Raw genomic sequence first — 15,464 nt, 5'->3', positions numbered from 1 at the left:
CGAGGCCGCGGCTTCTTCTTGCCCATGGGCTCCATGATGAACATCCTTCCGGAGCACAAGCTCCTGATCTCGGATGTCCGTCAAAACGGGTCAGGCCCACGTTCGTTGGTTTGGTGACGCTCCATTGATACGTGCCTCGCTCACGTAACGGACCCTCGTCGAGTTGCGCGTCCAGGTGCCAGTACCAGAAGCCACCTTCGACGTCTTGTCCTGTGGCCGGCAGTCGGTAGGTGCGGCCAGATGGTGAGATCAGGCGCATGGTCGGGTGGGTGCTGCTGAGACCCGCAACGCAGAGCTGGATCGAACTCAGCCGTTCAATCCGGATTGGTTCCTCGGTGCAGGAGGGAATCCGGTGCAGCGAGTATCCGAGGACCTTCGCGAGCCAGCCCGGTCGCTTGCGTTGCGTCTCACCCTTGGAGCTTGTCTGTGGGCTGCTTGGGCTGATGCCCGATGTGGCCGGTGTAGTTGGTGTAGTTGGTGCTGGCACAGAGCTTTTGGCCTTGGATGTCGCGGACTCCTGCGGCGTATGGATTGTCGATGCATTAGCTGAGTTCGGCGGCAGCGTTCCTGGGGCATCGGGAGGTACTGCAGTTGAGCAGGTCGACAGCAGAATGCCCGCCGAAGCCACTGCTGCCAGCTTGACAAGGAGCGACGGAACGTACGCTGCCATCAGCACCATGGCTGATCCCCCTACACCTCGCCGCCTTCTCAGCCGGCGGCAAGTTCTTGGTCCCCGATTAGACCATGCGCCTCTCTGCGACCGACCGCAAGATGAATTCGCGTGTGACACGCATTTCTCACGAGCGCTTGATTCTGCTGAGACTCTGCTGCTGGAGGAGATCCTCAGCGATCCGTACGCCGATGGGCCGCCTCCCGTCGGAGCACGGGTGCGTGAGTGGCCGGCAGGCAGCCCCCAGTCGTGGACCGCGGCTCGGCTGCCGCACGTTCGCTTCAGTGCAGGTGTAATGAGGGTGGCCTGCCAAGTCGCCACCGCGATTGGCAGTCGCTGTGAAGCCAGACGGACAAGGCCGAACGATTGTCTTAGAGAGTTGCACAACGTGCGGTTGAATTGCCTGGAGACTCACACGTGCAGAATTGGGCTGCTGTCGACTGTTCGGTACTCCTGAGCAACCTCGACCGGGTCGTTCACGAGTTGTCCAATCAGTTCGACCCCGCGGGCTTCCGGAGCGGGCTTCGTGCCGCCTCCAGTGAATGTTGGTGAGGTTCCGAAAGTTGCCGTGCGATGCCGAACTAACGCCCGAACGGGTCGGTGGAACCACCACAGAGAAGAGCCGCGGATCACATGATCAGCCAGGGCATCTGTCACTCGCTCATCCAGACTATTCATCAGCCGGCGCTGGTCCGGATCGAGGGCGCCGTATGACGGCCCCGCTTCGGGAAGCTCGGCTCCCGTCTCGGCCACAACTGTCTGCACAGCCAGATGGAAGGAGGTCCCGCCAAGACGGTCGGCATCCTTCATCATCTCGTTCGCCTTGTTGATGAAGTCTCGAACGGGATCACAATCCGGCAAGCGACGATCGATGATCGCGTCATCGCAGTCGTCACGGATCTTCGTCATCCTCATCACAAACTGTGCCCTCGACGCGGCGGGAAAGACTGTGAAGAGGCCAAACCAGAAGATGGCAACTGATGCCAGCAGTAGTAGCAATGCGCCGCTCATCTTGCTCCCCATCTCTTCCCGGACTGCTCACAGTACGGGCTCTGTCTTGCGCTTGTCTTTAGCGTGACTCGCTTTGTTGCTCGGCTTACTACTCTCCACGCCATCAAGTTCACCGCGCCCGCTGGGCTTGGTCGGGTCCTCCGATTCCAAGCGTTTGACCTTCTCGGACAGGTCCGCGTTCCGCTCCTCCAGCTCGTCTGCCCGGCGCTTGTGATGTCTGCCCCACATCCACAGTCCGGTGCCAGCTAGCGAGACGCTCAGCGTCAGACTCAACGCCGCCGTCATGTTGAGTGAAGTTTCCTGGCCGGCGAGTTCGTGAGCAGGTAGCCAGGACGCCGCGGTCACCACGGCGATACAGAACCCCATAACTCCAGGCCGCCAAACGGACCGAACCCACTCCTCGCGAAGCTTAATCTTGGCGAGGATTACCTCATTGGACGGCGATTCCGCCTGCTTGTCTTCCGGTTGCCTCACTCGCGTTGGCGAGCCCCCATGCTTCCCCCTGGGCAACACACCCACCCCCATCTCCCCCGAGTGTGCCTGGTTGGACGTTACAGGCAGTGACAGTTCAATGGAAGCGGACTGAGCGGTCTATTTCACTGAAAGGCGCAACAGGCTCGGTGCTCGCGTCCTCGACGGAAAGCGGTGTGCGCAGCCGATGGACTATTCATTCGCTTGTACAAGAGACTGAGACAACACTCGGAGTTGACGGTTGTCTTCCCGCTGTCGTATTGAAGCCGCCCGAATAGATCACGCCATTCTCGTCCTCTACGAGGAAAACTGCGCAGGTTCTGACTGGGCATGAAGACCGGCCGGACGAGGTCCATGAAGTAACAACGAGCGGGGGTTGCTGATGACCGGACCACGGTATCTCGGTGGCGGTGTTGACGGAGCAGAACGCTCGAGCCGCTGCGTGAACTCGCGCAGATCTTCGTGGCAGCGGACCAGGCCCTGCTCATGGCCGCACGCGGGGACCTGGACGGAGCCTTGGCCGAGCTTCGCCGGATCGTCGGCTCGCGCACCGAACTCGCGAACCATCTGAACTGGTGCCGGTGTCGGAGGCCCAGTTCTGGAACTTGAGCAGCTCGACCTGCAGCAGATACTTCGCCTCGTCGTACTCCTCACGGGGCATTCGTTCGTCGTACGGATAGTTCTCCCGCCAGGTGTCCACGGCGCGGCCGTCCGGGTTCAGCAGCACCGGGTCGTCGTCGTGGTCGTCACCGATGTGGTGGCCGGCGATGTTCAGCCGGTCGATGTACTCGCGGACGTCGCGCAACATGCTGCCGGCGGTATCCCGGATTGCCTCGCCAGTCGGGTTCGAATGACTGGTGGCCCTTACGTGAACGTCAGGTGAAATGGCCGGCTATGGGGGTGTGAAGCCAAGGGCGATCGTTCACGGGAGGGGCATGGACCCCGCCACCCTGATGCTCGTGCTGGTGGTCGTCACCGCCCTGGCGTTCGACTTCACCAACGGTTTTCACGACACCGCGAACGCGATGGCGACCTCGATCGCGACCGGTGCGTTACGACCCAAGATCGCCGTCGCGTTGTCGGCGATCCTCAACCTCCTCGGCGCGTTCCTGTCCGTCGAGGTTGCCCTGACCGTCACCAACGCCGTCGTCAAAGTTCAGGACAAGCAGGGCGCGCCACGCGCCGACCTCGTCGGCGACCAGGGCTATGCCCTGTTGCTCATCATCCTGGCCGGTCTGGTGGAGGGCATCGTGTGGAACCTGGCCACCTGGCTGCTGGGGTTGCCGTCGTCGTCCTCGCATGCGTTGTTCGGCGGCCTGATCGGTTCCACGATCGCTGGGCTCGGATTCAGTGGTGTGAACTGGAACGGCGACGGCAGCAAGCTTGATGGCGTTCTGGGCAAAGTGGTGCTGCCGGCGATCGCAGCGCCGGTGATTGCGGGCGCAGTCGCTGCGGTCGGAACGTGGCTGATCTTCCGGACCACTGCCGGTGTTGCTCGGCGGTTCACCGAGACCGGCTTCCGCTGGGGTCAGATCGGCAGTGCGTCCCTTGTTTCTTTGGCGCACGGCACCAACGACGCCCAGAAGACCATGGGCGTCATCACGCTCCCGCTGATCGCCAGTGGCCGCTGGCATGACACCGACGCGATCCCGTTCTGGGTCAAGGTCACCTGCGCCCTGGCGATCGCGATCGGTACCTACGTCGGTGGCTGGCGGATCATCCGCACGCTGGGGAAGGGCCTGGTCGAGATCCGTTCCCCCAGGGGATGGCCGCCGAGAGTGCCTCGGCCGCGGTCATTCTCGCCTCGAGTCATCTCGGCTTCGCGCTGTCGACCACTCAGGTCGCCACTGGTTCGATCGTCGGAACCGGCATCGGCAGGCCCGGTGCGGAGGTGCGCTGGGGGATCGCCGGGCGCATGGTCGTGGCCTGGCTGACCACTCTGCCCGCGGCGGGCGCTGTCGGTGCCCTGATGTGGTGGATCGGCGACGCCTTCGGTGGGTACGCCGGACCGCTCCTCGTGTTCGCGGTCCTGGTCGCCGTCTCTTGCTTCCTGTACGCCCGGTCGCGTCTGCAGCCTGTCTCGGCCGGCAATGTCAACCACGAGTGGACGGGAACGCCGTCGCTCGGCCGACCCCAACCGAAGGTGGCCGCATGATCGACAACCTGCAGTACGCACTCGACGGCGCGTGGCGGGTCCTGCTCGCGAGCCTGCTGTTCGGTGCGGTCTTGCCCGTCATCTTCGCCGTCGGTGTCTGGTCTTTCGCCTGGGGGAGCGGTGGCGAGGCCGAAGTGAGTCACGGCCGGCCTCATCCTGTCGGGAAGTTGCTGGCCGGTGTGTGCTTCCTGGTCGTCCTGCTCGGGGTCGTCCTCGGGATCGCGATCATCGCCGCCACCGGTTTCGGCAAGGAGATCTCCTTCGACCACGGGTATCCGACCGTTGTCACCAAGGAGGGTTGAGATGGCGCTCGGGAACCAACCCAACGAGCCCGCGGGGACGCCGATCACCCCGGCGGACCGGCCAAGCATGGCTGCCCGCGTCAGCGGCGTACTCGCATGGCTGAGAGAGGGATACCCCGACGGCGTCCCGCCAAAGGACTACATCCCACTCCTGGCCCTGCTGCGACGCCGGCTGACCGAGGACGAAGTCTCCGAGATCGCCCATCGAATCGCCGACACCTCCACACCCCAACAGGCGAGCCAGGACATCGGCGTACACATCACGAAGATCACCGACGCCCTGCCCACCCCGGAAGACATCGCCCGCGTCGAAACCCACCTCACCGAACACCACGGCCGGCCCGACATCCCGTAGCGGCCTTCACGCGCGACGCCTTTCGACGAGAGGATGGCCGGGCGCCGGCCCGGCTGGGGAGTTCGTGATCAGAGGAGAAGGCGCAATGGTCGTTCCACCGCTTACCGGTCTCGAGGACGCCGACTCGGCATCCCTTACGGCACGAAGCGCGCGACGCTGCCGCCGAATCCGGAACCGACGATCAGCACGTCGTAATCGAAGCCCGCCATCGAGATCTCCCTCCGTGGCCACCAATGCAGGGCCCACGTTCACACCTGGGGCCGCTCGTTTCGCCAGTTAGCACCCCGGCGTTCGCGCGGGCTAGGTGCACTGATCGCAGAGCAAGGGGGAGCCATGGCAAAGATCTACTTCGAGACGCTCAACCTGCGGCCGGCCGGGCCTGTGCTCTTCGTCGAGATCGCGGCTCCGCCGATGATCCTGCTCGCCCCGAGCTCGTCCGTGACCTCGTCGCCGTCCGTGGTGCCGGCGGCGGTTCGTCCTGGCCTGCGACCTGCGCTTCTACCCCACCCCGCCACCGCCCGGAACGAGCCCGAAGGCCAGCCGGCGGACGGATCTTGCGTACTCAGGCGGCGATGGGACGTTGGTCGAGGAGCGTCCAGCGCGGGTCGTCGTCGGGCCAGTGGTTGACGAGGGCGTCGACCGCAAGCTGGTGGACGGTGGGATCGAGTACGCCGAGGTCTGTCGCGGCGCTCAGGACCTGGAGGTACGTCGCGATCGACTCCGTGGGGAGTGCTGCGGCTGTCGGCGTGACTGATGTCGCCACATCGCGCATGTCGACCATCACGAACGCACCGACGACGGTCGCTCCCTCAGCGCGCAGTCGGCTGACGAAGCCCTCGATCGCGGTGCCTTGCGAGACGGCGTCGTCGACGAGCAACACTCGCCGGCCGTTGACCTCCGCGCCACGGACCCGCGGTTCGTTGTCTTCGTGACCGACGTAACCGGGCTTGCGCACGAACGCGAACGGAAGGTCGGCGTCCAGTGCCACGGCCGCCGCGAGGGGGATGCCTCCGGTCTCGGCGCCGACGATGACGTCCACGCCCAGCCGGTCGGCAAACGTCGCGCCCGGGATCGCGAGGTCGTGCAGCAGCCGTGGGTCGCCGTACGCGTTCTCGACGGACAGCGGATGCAGCGGGAGCCGGGTCTTCATGTCCCAGGACGAGATGCCGGGGCGGACCAGGCCAGGTGTGGTCGCGAGCCGGGCGACGAGATCGGGTCTGGCGGGCAGTCGAGTGGACCGTGCCTGGTCGAGGAGACGCACTCGGTGCGGGTTCGCCGTACTGCCTGTGATGCTGTGTGCCGTGGTGATCATCGGAATGCCTCCTGAAGTAGTTGCCATACCTCGAAGGTCGCGCGTTCCACGATGGGTCGCGCCCGTAACAATGCCTGGCGACGGCCCTGGTGATCTTCCGCGGCCAACGACGTGATGATCCCGACCGTGCAACTCGCAGCTTCTCGCCGACCATCTGCCCAACGCGAGGCCGCGGATCTACCCCGACGCGGCCCACAGGTCCTCTTGCACCCCCGCCTGCTCGCGGACCTCGTCACGGACTTCCTGTCGACTCCCTGAGTCAGGCGTCGATCGGGCGCGAGAAGACCTGGAGGAGGAGCAGGAAGACGTTCAGGGCCCGATCAGACCAGGGAGATGCGCTGGTCGTGGTTGTCCCTGGGGCGATCGGCAGCCGCCGCGGCGTACGCCGGGCACGGGACCAGGGTCTTGCACTGGTGTGACGGAGTTGTCTCCGCCGCATCGTGGAGGCAGTGAGACCCCTTCAAACAAAGGAAAGCGCATGACCACCATTCACTTCACCGAGGTGACCACCTCGACGCCTGAACAGTTCGTCGCCGCACTCACCGACTTCGGGCCGGGACGCGCGGAGGTGTTCGCGAACAGCCACGACGACTACCTGACGGTCCACGACCAAGGCCCCGGGTACGCCGATGTGACCGAAGGCTCGCCCAGCGTCTGGGAGCGGTTGCACTACAACTGGTCCGACCCGAATCACGTCGTCCTGACCACTACCGACTCCAATGTCTGGGGCGGCGCGTCCGGCCACACCTACACCTTCACCCGACGGGCCGACGGCGCGACCTTGATCGACGTCGTCATCGTCCGCGAGGGCAAGAACCTCAAGGGCCACCTGATCGCCGGCCTGTTCGCCCTCGGCGGCAAGAACGTGATCCGCAAGGCCTTTGACAACACCATCCGGGCCATCGAGGCCCACAACGCCATCACTACGAACCGCACGGAGGTATGACCACCATGAAGTTGATGCTCAAGGCAAGAAACGTTCTGATCACAGCGCTCGGCGCCGGGCTACTGCTGGCCGGAGCGACTACCGCGCAGGCTGCTGAATCGAATGCAACGCAGAAGCCGACGATCGTGCTACTGCACGGCGCGTTCGCCGACGGTTCCAGCTGGTCCCAGGTGACCGGTCGGCTCCAGCGCGACGGCTACAAGGTCGTGGCCCCCGCCGTACCGCTGCGCGGGACCGTGTCCGACACGCCGTACCTCAGCGGCGTACTCGCGGGCATCCCCGGTTCGAAGGTGCTCGTGGGTCACTCGTATGGCGGCGCCCTGGTCAGCGAGCTCGCCGACCAGTCCGGAGTCAAGTCACTCGTCTACGTGGCTGCGTTCATTCCGCAGGCCGGCGAGACGCTGGGCGCGCTGAACGAGCAGTTCCCCGGTAGCGAGCTCGGTCCGAACCTGGTGCCGATCAGCTACCCCGGTGGCGTCGACCTCGCGCTGAACACGCAGACGGCCGGACCGGTCCTCGGCGCGGATCTGCCTGCAAGCGACGGTGCGGTGTTCCTCGCCGCGCAGCGGCCGGTGTCAGCAGTGGCTTTCACCGAGCCGGTTGAGAAGACCGCCCCGGCGGCGCTTCCGAAGTACGCAGTGATTCCGAGTGGTGACAAGGCGATCGCCCCCGACGCCGAACGCTTCATGGCCAAGCGGGCCGGCGCGACCATCACAGAGATCCCAGGCGCCTCCCACCTGGTCGCCCTGTCGCAGCCCGCGGCAGTGACCAAGGTGATCGAGCGAGCCGCCCGTTGATCCCACCCCGCCACGAACCAGCCGGAGCATCAGGCTCCGGCTGTTCGTGCGTTCAGGGTGTTCAGGCCGGTTCGGAGACGAATAGCTCGATGGCGATCCCGTCGGGATCCTTGAGATTGAGGTGCAGCCCGAACGGACTCGCCTCGATGGCCGAGCAGCTCACCCCGTCGGCCTCGAGGCCGGTGTGCCAAGCTTCGAGATCTGCCCGCGAAGGGATCGCGAAGGCCACGTGGTCCAGCCCGATCCGAGCCGGGTCGAAGGTCTGGGAGGCGGGCTCGGGATGGTCGCGCAGCGCGATCATCACCCCAGGACGCGCGACGATGAGCAGTTGACACGTGTCGACCTTGGTCTTGAACACGGTCTCGGTACCGAGCACGCGGTTGTAGAACTCTGCACTCCGCTCAGGATCGGACACCGTCAGCGAAAGGTGCGACACGGCTTCGAGTGCGGGCATTCCAACCTCCTGGCCACAGTAAGCGGCACCAGCCCGCAGAACTCAACTCCCCAGATGTACGGCGTCCACCAACAACCAATGGTTACCGTCCGGATCGCAGAAGGTCGCGTAGGAGAAGCCGGCCTCACAGCGAGAGATCCCGCTCGGACTCACGCCGCGAGCCAGCAGCTCAGATCGGGCCGCCTCGAGGTCGTCCACCGTCAGAACTCCGCGGGCCGAGCCAGGCGGAGCCGAGCCGACATCGCTGCAGATGATGATCGAGCACAGTGAGCCAGGCGGCGTCAGCCGAACGACCCGGCGGCCTTCGCCGCTGCGGTCGAGGTCCAGCCGAAACCCCAGAGCTCGGTAGAAGTGCCGGGTCCGGTCGATATCGGACACCGGAATCACAACGGCCTCGAGTTTGTAGTCCACGGGATCTTCTCCTCTGACGCTTCCTCGTTCGAGCGTCATCCACGCGCGGTGTCGTCGCGTCCGTGGAACACACTGGTGCGTCAGGCGGGGCTGGCCAACGCGCCGCGGAGCTGCCGGCGGGAAGTGATGCCGAGCTTGGAGAAGGTCTTGCGCAGGTGCCATTCGACTGTGCGGGGGCTGATGAACAGCTGAGCCGCGATCTCGGGATTCGTCATGCCGTCCCGGGCCAGGCCGGCGATCTGCGCCTCCTGCGCGGTCAGGTCGTTGAGCGTCTCCGGCGAGCGTTTGCGGACCGTCTCGCCGGTCGCGAGCAGCTCATGGCGGGCGCGCTCCGCGAACGCCTCAAATCCCATCTGGGAGAGCTGGTCGTGCGCCGTCCGGAGCTGATCGCGTGCGTCGACGCGTCGGCCTTCGCGGCGGAGCCATTCGCCGTACAGGAGTTGGGAGCGGGCCACTTCGATAGCGAGGCGGGTCCGGCCGAGATGCTCGATCGAGCGGCGGTAGGCGTCTTCGTCCGCGGTGAGTAGGGCCCGGATCCGCGCCTCGATACCGAGGCCCCATTCCGTCGGGGTCGCGGCGGTGCGTTCGGCGAGCCAGGCGAGCGCGGTCTCGACAAGCTTGGTGTCGCCGGTCCGGGATGCTGCCTCGGCGACTTCGCCGATCACCAATGCGCCGTACCCCACGACATCCTGCTCGAAGACCTGGAGCCCGGCGTCGCGAGCGACGTCGTACCTGCCGAGGCCGTTGTGCAGGACGGCATTCGCGTACGTCGCGAACGCGGCCATCCGGCCTTGGCTGTGGGCGGTCTCGGTGCGGATGGTCTCGCCGATCAGTGGCGTCGCCGTTGTCTCGTTGCCGCGGAAGGCCTCGAGGAGCAGGCCGCCGTATCGGAGTTCCGGATAGCCAGTGGCCGCGGCGAGTTGGCGGCCTTCCTCGACCAGCGCGGCCACTGCGGACAGGTCGCCGGTCAGGCACTGGAGGTTGGCGCGGAAGTTGAGGGCGAACTGCAGTTGCACGAGCGCGCCGGACTCCCGAGCCATCCGCTCCTGCCGGAGGGCGAGCTCCTCCGCGGTGTCGAAGTCCCACACCTCGATGGCGACGATGCCGGCGGCGCGGTTGCCCGCGAGCCAGAGCCAGCTGGCGACATCGTCGGTGCCGATCTCCACCTGGCTGGCCAGCTCGAGTGCCTTGGTGAGGTGCGGCGCGGCGGTCGTATAGCCCTGGGTGAAGCGCAGCGCGAGCGATTGGAGCAGCAGGTCGGCCGGCGGGTCCGACTCGACCGGGGGAGGGGCGGCGGCCGCGGCGAAGGCAAGAATCCCTGGGGCCTCTGGTCCGCTGGCCCAGATCGCGGCCGACATCGCCTCGAGATAGGTGATCCGCGCGCGGACAGGGTCGTGTGGATCCAGCCGCCTGGCCGCGCTGAGCAACTGCCGGGCGGCGTCGCGGGCGTGACCCTGGTCGAACGCGATCTGTCCGCGGAGCCGCTCGACCTCAGCGTCCCGGACTGGATCCCGAGGGCCGGCGGCCACACCGCTGAGCAGGTGCAGCGCCGCATCCAGTGCGCCCGAGCCACGCTTCGCTGCAGCGGCCGCCAAGGCCCGCTCTGCTCGGCGGGCGGGCTCCGGCGTGAGTTCCGTGGACCGTTCGAGGAAATCAGCGGCGGCGATCAGCCCGCCGCAGCTCTGGGCTCTGCGGGCCGAGCTCTCGAGCTCCGCGGCGACTTCCTCGTCCGGCATCGCAGTCGCCTGGGCACGGTGCCAGGCGCGCCGGTCCGGTGAGGTCTCGGGATCGGTCACGTCCGCCAGGGCGTGGTGGACCGCTTGCCGATCCCGGGCCGAGGCCATCCGGTAGGCCGCCGAGCGGACGAGCGGATGCCGGAACTGGATTCGCTGCCCGAAGGTGATCAAACCGGACTCGATCGCCCCTGCGGCCGGGTCCGCACCCAGCCCGAGTTGTTCCGCGGCCTGCCAGAGCAGAGTCGCGTCACCGAGTGGCTCCGCTGCGGCGGTGAGCAGGAGTAGCCGGGTGTCGGGCGGCAGTACTTCCAGCCGCCGTACGAAGCTCTCTTCGATCCGGCCCGACAGCGTGCCAATGGGATTGCCGTCCGCGAGTTCGGTCACGCTCCAGGCCCGGGGGAGTTCCATCAACGCCAGCGGGTTGCCATGTGTCTCGGCCACGATCCGGTCGCGGATGCGTGGATCGACCGGGCCGGGAAGGACGGAGTCCAGGAGCGCCCGCGCGTCGGCGTCGTTGAGGCCGCGGATCTCCAGTTCGGGTAGGCCAGACAATTCGTGCTCTTCGCCGTGTCGGACGGCGAAGAGCAGCACGACCGATTCGGCCGCGAGGCGTCGCGCGACGAAGGCGAGGACCTGTGCGGAGACCCGGTCGAGCCACTGCGCGTCGTCGATGAGGCACAGGACCGGCACCTTCCCGGCCGCGTCCGACAAGAGGTTGAGGACAGCGAGGCCGACCAGGAACCGGTCCGGTGCCGCGCCGTCTGCGAGTCCGAACGCCGTACCGAGGGCTTCCTGTTGCGGACGCGGCAGGTGGTCGATCCGGTCGAGGAGCGGCTTACAGAGCTGCTGGAGCCCGGCGTACGCGAGCTCCATCTCGGACTCGATGCCGACTGCCCGCACGAGCTGGTAGGCCTGGCTGCGTCCGACCAGCGATTCGAGCAACGCCGACTTGCCGACCCCGGCCTCACCGCACAGCACCAGGACTCCGCTCTGACCGGTCCGCGCTGCCTTGAGCAGCCCGTCGAGTACGGCGTTCTCCTGGCTCCGGCCGAGCAGTTCACGATCCGCCATCCCCATCCCGTCAGGCTTGCACCTGGGACCGATCGGGCGCAACGGTGCCGCTCAGACCAGGACGACCGGGCCACGGGCGAGACGGGGAAACGGTGTACGACGCTGAGCCTCCTACCACCCGGCGTAGCCAGCCATGGCGAGGCCGACGTACGGCGGATCAATGTCCGCTCGAGCCGACCGGACCGACGACGGAGCACCAGAAGGGCGTCGCCGCTCGTCCGGGCCTCGCCGACCAAGGCCCGGACCCGCCGGCCAGGAAAGAGCTTCTTCGATCGGAAGCGATACGTCGCCGAGGAGGCCGCGCCACGACGGCCTTGGTCGTCAGATTCGTGCCGTCGCTCCGTGGTGGCGGACGACGTCCGGTCGTAGTGTCGAGAAGGGGCAGCCGATGCCGTCTTGGGTCTGCGGACCGGGAGGGGATGAGTGTGGTCGACTCGCTCGTGCCAGCGTGCGAGCGATCGCCGACGACCTCACCGAGGACGGCATGGTGTTGCGCTACCGCGTCTCGGAGACCGACGACGAGATGCACGGCGCCGAAGGAACGTTCACGATCTGCTCGTTCTGGCTGGTGTCCGCGCTCGTGCAGATCGGCGAACTGGACGAGGCCAGAGCGCTCTGCGAGAAGCTCCTGTCCTACGCGAGCCCCGCTAGGGCTGTACGCCGAGGAAATCGACCCACTCAGCGGACGACACCTCGGCAACTTCCCGCAAGCGTTCACCCATCTGGCCATGATCAACGCCATCACCCACATCATCCGCGCCGAGGAAGCAGCAGGCACCAGCACCTTCGCCCCCGCACACCAGCGACTCTGATCGGTCTGCACTGTCCGGAGTGAGGAGGACCTTTCCGGTGCGCGCGTTCTGCTGCACGTGCTCGAGTGACCTTCGAATATTCGTCCAGCGAGTACGTCGCTTCCACGTCGGCGCCGAGCGCGTCTCGCTCGATGAGCTGCGCGAGCTCGCCATATGGCTTCGAGTCGCCTCGCGGTGTGTTCTCGACCCAGTTGAGAATGTAGAACGCGCGCAGGGAGATGCCGCGGTAGGTCAGGTCGTCGAGTGGCAGCGCCGGAGATTGGCCGGTGTCGTTCTGCCGCCGTGTTCAACCGTCAGACCGATGTCGTCGAACTGCTGCTCTGGGCGACAGGCCGGCCACTGCGAGGGAGGCCCGAGTCACTGATGGGGCCGGACGGTTCAGACCGGCCGCGCGACTAGTGATCGGGCACGTGGATTGCACTGGTGTGACCGAAGTCGTGGGCGCAGAGCATCGGTTGCAGGACCACTTCAACTGTCCACATCGAGCACGCACCCGTGACCGGGGGAACGAGGCGCGGACGACTGAGCCGGTCTGCCGGCTTCTGGGCGATCGCCGCGAGTATGTCGATCCTGACTGCCTTCTCCACCGCACCGAGCCCCCTGTACAGCCTCTACCGACGACAGAACCATCTGTCGTCGATCACCGTGACCGTCGTGTACGCCGTGTTCGCCGGCGGCATCGTGGCAAGCCTGCTCCTCGTCGGTCACGTGTCGGACTGGTACGGCCGACGAACCGTGCTCATCCCCGCTCTGGTGACTGGTCTGGCGGCCGCACTGATCTTCGCCGTGTCCACCTCGCTTCCTGCCCTGCTCGTCGGGCGTGTACTGACGGGGCTTGCCCTGGGGGCTGCGACCGCCACGGCCGGCGCCTACCTCACCGACCTGGACGCTGGCCCGAACGGGGTCGTGACGCGGCGAGCGCAGATAGTGTCCACGGTCGCCAACGTTGGTGGCCTGGCCATCGGACCCCTGGCAGCCGGGCTACTGGCGACGTACGTTCCCAGTCTGATCTATGTCATCTTCGCGGTGCTGCTGGTGGTCGCACTGGTCGCCACTTGGCGGTCTCCTGAGGTCAGGCCCCTGCCCGCACCCCGGCCCCGCTACCGCCCTCAGCGGCTGGCCATTCCTGCTGCAGCGCGGGCCCAGGTCAGTGCGGCGCTCACCGGCGACTTCCTTGTGTTCACTGTCTACGGCGTATTCGCGGGTTCGGCCTCCGCGTTCCTGTCCGGGCCGCTGCATCGTACGTCCCCCGCACTGGCCGGTCTGACCGTCTTCTTCGCCTTCGGCGTCGGTGCGCTGACTCAGGTCTCGACTGCGACCTGGCCCCTGCGCCGCCTGCTCGCCCTCGGCGTTCCGGTGCTGATCGTCGGGCTGGCCGTGATCGTGACGGCGGCGTGGGTGCAGCCGCCGAGCCTGGCGTTGTTCCTGGCCGGCGCGGCGCTGGTCGGCGTCGGAGCCGGCAGCATCTTCCGAAGCGCACTGACGACGGTCCTCACGACCGCGCCGCCCAACGATCGCGCCGCCCTGGCCCTCTTCTTCGTCGTCGGCTACCTCGGCCTGTCGGTCCCCGTCGTTGCCGCAGGGATCGCCCTGCAGCACGCGACCTTCAAGGTCCTCCTTCTCACCTTCGCCATCGTCGTTGCCGCCGGCATCCTCCTCGCCTCACCGCGGCTGCGACGCCTAACCACCGACAACTGAAGCGACGCATCGCCGGGTATCAGGTGCTCTGTAATGGTGCACCGGGCGGGGGAGGGGTGTCGCGACCACGAGGACGTGGTGGGCAGCGGCTGGTGACAACGAGTGTCGGCTGGTGCATGCACAAGACCCGGCCCGCAGATGATCTCCGTGACCAGTACGCCGTGGTCGATGCAAGGGCCGAGTCAGCGAGCGAAGCACCCGATCGGCCGCGTCGTGCCCTCGTCCTCGCGGGGTCCAGTCACCACGTCGTGCAAGGACCAGGAATCCGGGAGCTGCTCATCCGGGTTCACAAGTGCTGGCGCACTCGCGGGATTGGTGCAGTCACCCAGGGCAAGAACGGACTCACCAGACATGACGATGGGTTTGTATCCCTAGGGATACAAACCCATCTGTCTTGCGCACCTCGTTGTGGTTCAGACCGACGGCGGTACGGCAGCCCCGCATCCCGCCGGTGCCTCACGATGAGCGAAGCCCGCGCTTTCGTTGCGGCAAGGGTGCTTCTCGTTTGTTCACGTGGCTGCCCGAGCTGGCCGCGGCCGCCGAGCACGTCGCGGGTCGGCTCGGTCTGCACGGACTGGGCCCGTTCGAACTGGGAATCCTGTCCCAGCGCGAATGGGCCGACCAGCTCACCGCGTGCCTGCCGATGACACCGCGCGTCGACCTGCGTCACTGGGGCGAGCACTGGTACGCCGACCAGCCGGTCAACGAGGCTCTCCTCGACCAACTGCGAGCCATTGCCGATCACGGCGTACCTGTCGGTCTCCTCACCAACAGCGTCGCCGAGTGGGAGCCCCATCGCGCCCGCGTGCTGGCCGGTCAGGAGATCTTCTCCGCGACGGTGAAGTCGCACGAGATCCGGCTCGCCAAACCGGACCCCGCGATCTTCCGGTACGCCGACAACCTCTTGCCACCCCCGGCCGGGCAGCACGCCCTGCTCATCGACGACAACCGCGTCAACTGCGCTGCCGCCGAACACCACGGATGGCTGACCATCCACCACCGCTCGACTCCCGACACCATCGCGCAACTTGGCCGGATGCGATTGCCGATGTGATGGACGCACAGTCACGGTCAGTTGAGGGCAGATACTCGAACCCCAAACCTGCTGATTTCCAGCTGAGGTTGATCGGCGTTGCTCAATGATGCGCGGGATCCCTTACAGGTAACGGATTCTACAGCTGCACGTTGCGCGTAAGTTCTCATCGGCCACCATCGTCTCGCGCTGATCGAGGTGCGTAAAGAGGTGTGTCGCCGGTTGGTCGA

The 15,464-nt window shown here is 66.4% G+C and carries 13 protein-coding genes and 2 pseudogenes; 7 read left to right on the top strand and 8 right to left on the bottom strand.

What is annotated here, in order from left to right; translation table 11 throughout:
- From E0H73_RS47725 to E0H73_RS42875, 4 genes and pseudogenes are all read right to left on the bottom strand, one after another.
- Positions 1–679: pseudogene (locus E0H73_RS47725) on the bottom strand (hypothetical protein); the annotation flags it as partial.
- A gap of 402 nt (positions 680–1,081) precedes the next feature.
- Positions 1,082–1,681 carry a hypothetical protein gene (locus tag E0H73_RS42885; RefSeq protein ID WP_131366599.1) on the bottom strand — a complete coding sequence of 200 codons (600 nt, stop codon included), beginning with the start codon at positions 1,679–1,681 and terminating at the stop codon, positions 1,082–1,084.
- A gap of 27 nt (positions 1,682–1,708) precedes the next feature.
- Positions 1,709–2,029, bottom strand: coding sequence for a hypothetical protein (locus E0H73_RS42880; RefSeq protein WP_131366597.1), 321 nt, complete (start codon positions 2,027–2,029; stop codon positions 1,709–1,711).
- 607 nt (positions 2,030–2,636) lie between these two features.
- Positions 2,637–2,960, bottom strand: a complete 324-nt coding sequence (locus E0H73_RS42875) for a hypothetical protein (RefSeq protein ID WP_238164641.1) — start codon at positions 2,958–2,960, stop codon at positions 2,637–2,639.
- 127 nt (positions 2,961–3,087) lie between these two features.
- Here E0H73_RS42875 and E0H73_RS42870 point away from each other — a divergent pair.
- The 3 genes and pseudogenes from E0H73_RS42870 to E0H73_RS42860 all read left to right on the top strand — a co-directional run bounded on the left by E0H73_RS42870 (position 3,088) and on the right by E0H73_RS42860 (position 4,964).
- A pseudogene (locus E0H73_RS42870) lies at positions 3,088–4,307 on the top strand (inorganic phosphate transporter).
- Positions 4,304–4,609, top strand: coding sequence for a hypothetical protein (locus E0H73_RS42865; RefSeq protein ID WP_202867879.1), 306 nt, complete (start codon positions 4,304–4,306; stop codon positions 4,607–4,609). Before E0H73_RS42870 ends, E0H73_RS42865 begins: the two are co-directional and overlap by 4 nt.
- Position 4,610: 1 nt before the next feature.
- A complete protein-coding gene (locus tag E0H73_RS42860; RefSeq protein WP_202867878.1) occupies positions 4,611–4,964 on the top strand; it encodes a DUF3349 domain-containing protein in 354 nt (117 codons plus the stop codon).
- A 562-nt stretch (positions 4,965–5,526) separates the two neighbouring features.
- Here E0H73_RS42860 and E0H73_RS42855 read toward each other — a convergent pair.
- Positions 5,527–6,276, bottom strand: a complete 750-nt coding sequence (locus E0H73_RS42855; protein WP_131366595.1) for an orotate phosphoribosyltransferase — start codon at positions 6,274–6,276, stop codon at positions 5,527–5,529.
- Between the two features lie 478 nt (positions 6,277–6,754).
- On the opposite strand from E0H73_RS42855, the gene E0H73_RS42850 reads away from it, so the two are divergent.
- Entirely contained in the window at positions 6,755–7,222 is a 468-nt protein-coding gene (locus tag E0H73_RS42850) for a hypothetical protein (RefSeq protein ID WP_131366593.1), read from the top strand.
- Positions 7,219–8,019: an alpha/beta fold hydrolase gene (locus tag E0H73_RS42845; protein WP_202867877.1), complete on the top strand. Its 801-nt coding sequence runs from the start codon at positions 7,219–7,221 to the stop codon at positions 8,017–8,019. The genes E0H73_RS42850 and E0H73_RS42845 overlap by 4 nt, the downstream gene beginning before the upstream one ends.
- Positions 8,020–8,080: 61 nt before the next feature.
- Here the strand turns inward: E0H73_RS42845 and E0H73_RS42840 are convergent, their stop codons facing one another.
- From E0H73_RS42840 to E0H73_RS42830, 3 genes are all read right to left on the bottom strand, one after another.
- On the bottom strand, positions 8,081–8,473 hold the full coding sequence (locus E0H73_RS42840) for a VOC family protein (protein WP_131366591.1): 393 nt from the start codon (positions 8,471–8,473) through the stop codon (positions 8,081–8,083).
- Between the two features lie 42 nt (positions 8,474–8,515).
- The gene (locus E0H73_RS42835) at positions 8,516–8,884 is read right to left on the bottom strand and encodes a VOC family protein (RefSeq protein WP_238164640.1); all 369 of its coding nucleotides are present in this window, start codon (positions 8,882–8,884) and stop codon (positions 8,516–8,518) included.
- An 80-nt stretch (positions 8,885–8,964) separates the two neighbouring features.
- Positions 8,965–11,697, bottom strand: a complete 2,733-nt coding sequence (locus tag E0H73_RS42830; protein ID WP_131366587.1) for a helix-turn-helix transcriptional regulator — start codon at positions 11,695–11,697, stop codon at positions 8,965–8,967.
- Between the two features lie 1,367 nt (positions 11,698–13,064).
- Between E0H73_RS42830 and E0H73_RS42820 the strand changes: the two genes are divergently transcribed.
- Together E0H73_RS42820 and E0H73_RS42815 are read left to right on the top strand one after the other, a co-directional pair.
- Positions 13,065–14,201: an MFS transporter gene (locus E0H73_RS42820; RefSeq protein WP_238164639.1), complete on the top strand. Its 1,137-nt coding sequence runs from the start codon at positions 13,065–13,067 to the stop codon at positions 14,199–14,201.
- Positions 14,202–14,706: 505 nt separating this feature from the next.
- Entirely contained in the window at positions 14,707–15,255 is a 549-nt protein-coding gene (locus tag E0H73_RS42815; RefSeq protein ID WP_131366583.1) for an HAD family hydrolase, read from the top strand.
- Positions 15,256–15,464: the final 209 nt, after the last annotated feature.

The sequence above is a fragment of the Kribbella pittospori genome (assembly GCF_004331465.1).
Classification (GTDB): domain Bacteria; phylum Actinomycetota; class Actinomycetes; order Propionibacteriales; family Kribbellaceae; genus Kribbella; species Kribbella pittospori.
The sequence above is the reverse complement of the archived record's forward strand: the minus strand, read 5'-3'. Positions and strand labels throughout refer to the sequence as shown.

Bases quoted from the DNA above. Each gene is read 5' to 3' on its own strand.
- E0H73_RS42875 (WP_238164641.1), bottom strand. From the start codon at position 2,960: ATGTTGCGCGACGTCCGCGAGTACATCGACCGGCTGAACATCGCCGGC.
- E0H73_RS42850 (WP_131366593.1), top strand. From the start codon at position 6,755: ATGACCACCATTCACTTCACCGAGGTGACCACCTCGACGCCTGAACAG.
- E0H73_RS42860 (WP_202867878.1), top strand. From the start codon at position 4,611: ATGGCGCTCGGGAACCAACCCAACGAGCCCGCGGGGACGCCGATCACC.
- E0H73_RS42865 (WP_202867879.1), top strand. From the start codon at position 4,304: ATGATCGACAACCTGCAGTACGCACTCGACGGCGCGTGGCGGGTCCTG.
- E0H73_RS42845 (WP_202867877.1), top strand. From the start codon at position 7,219: ATGACCACCATGAAGTTGATGCTCAAGGCAAGAAACGTTCTGATCACA.
- E0H73_RS42855 (WP_131366595.1), bottom strand. From the start codon at position 6,276: ATGATCACCACGGCACACAGCATCACAGGCAGTACGGCGAACCCGCAC.
- E0H73_RS42820 (WP_238164639.1), top strand. From the start codon at position 13,065: ATGTCGATCCTGACTGCCTTCTCCACCGCACCGAGCCCCCTGTACAGC.
- E0H73_RS42840 (WP_131366591.1), bottom strand. From the start codon at position 8,473: ATGCCCGCACTCGAAGCCGTGTCGCACCTTTCGCTGACGGTGTCCGAT.
- E0H73_RS42885 (WP_131366599.1), bottom strand. From the start codon at position 1,681: ATGAGCGGCGCATTGCTACTACTGCTGGCATCAGTTGCCATCTTCTGG.
- E0H73_RS42830 (WP_131366587.1), bottom strand. From the start codon at position 11,697: ATGGGGATGGCGGATCGTGAACTGCTCGGCCGGAGCCAGGAGAACGCC.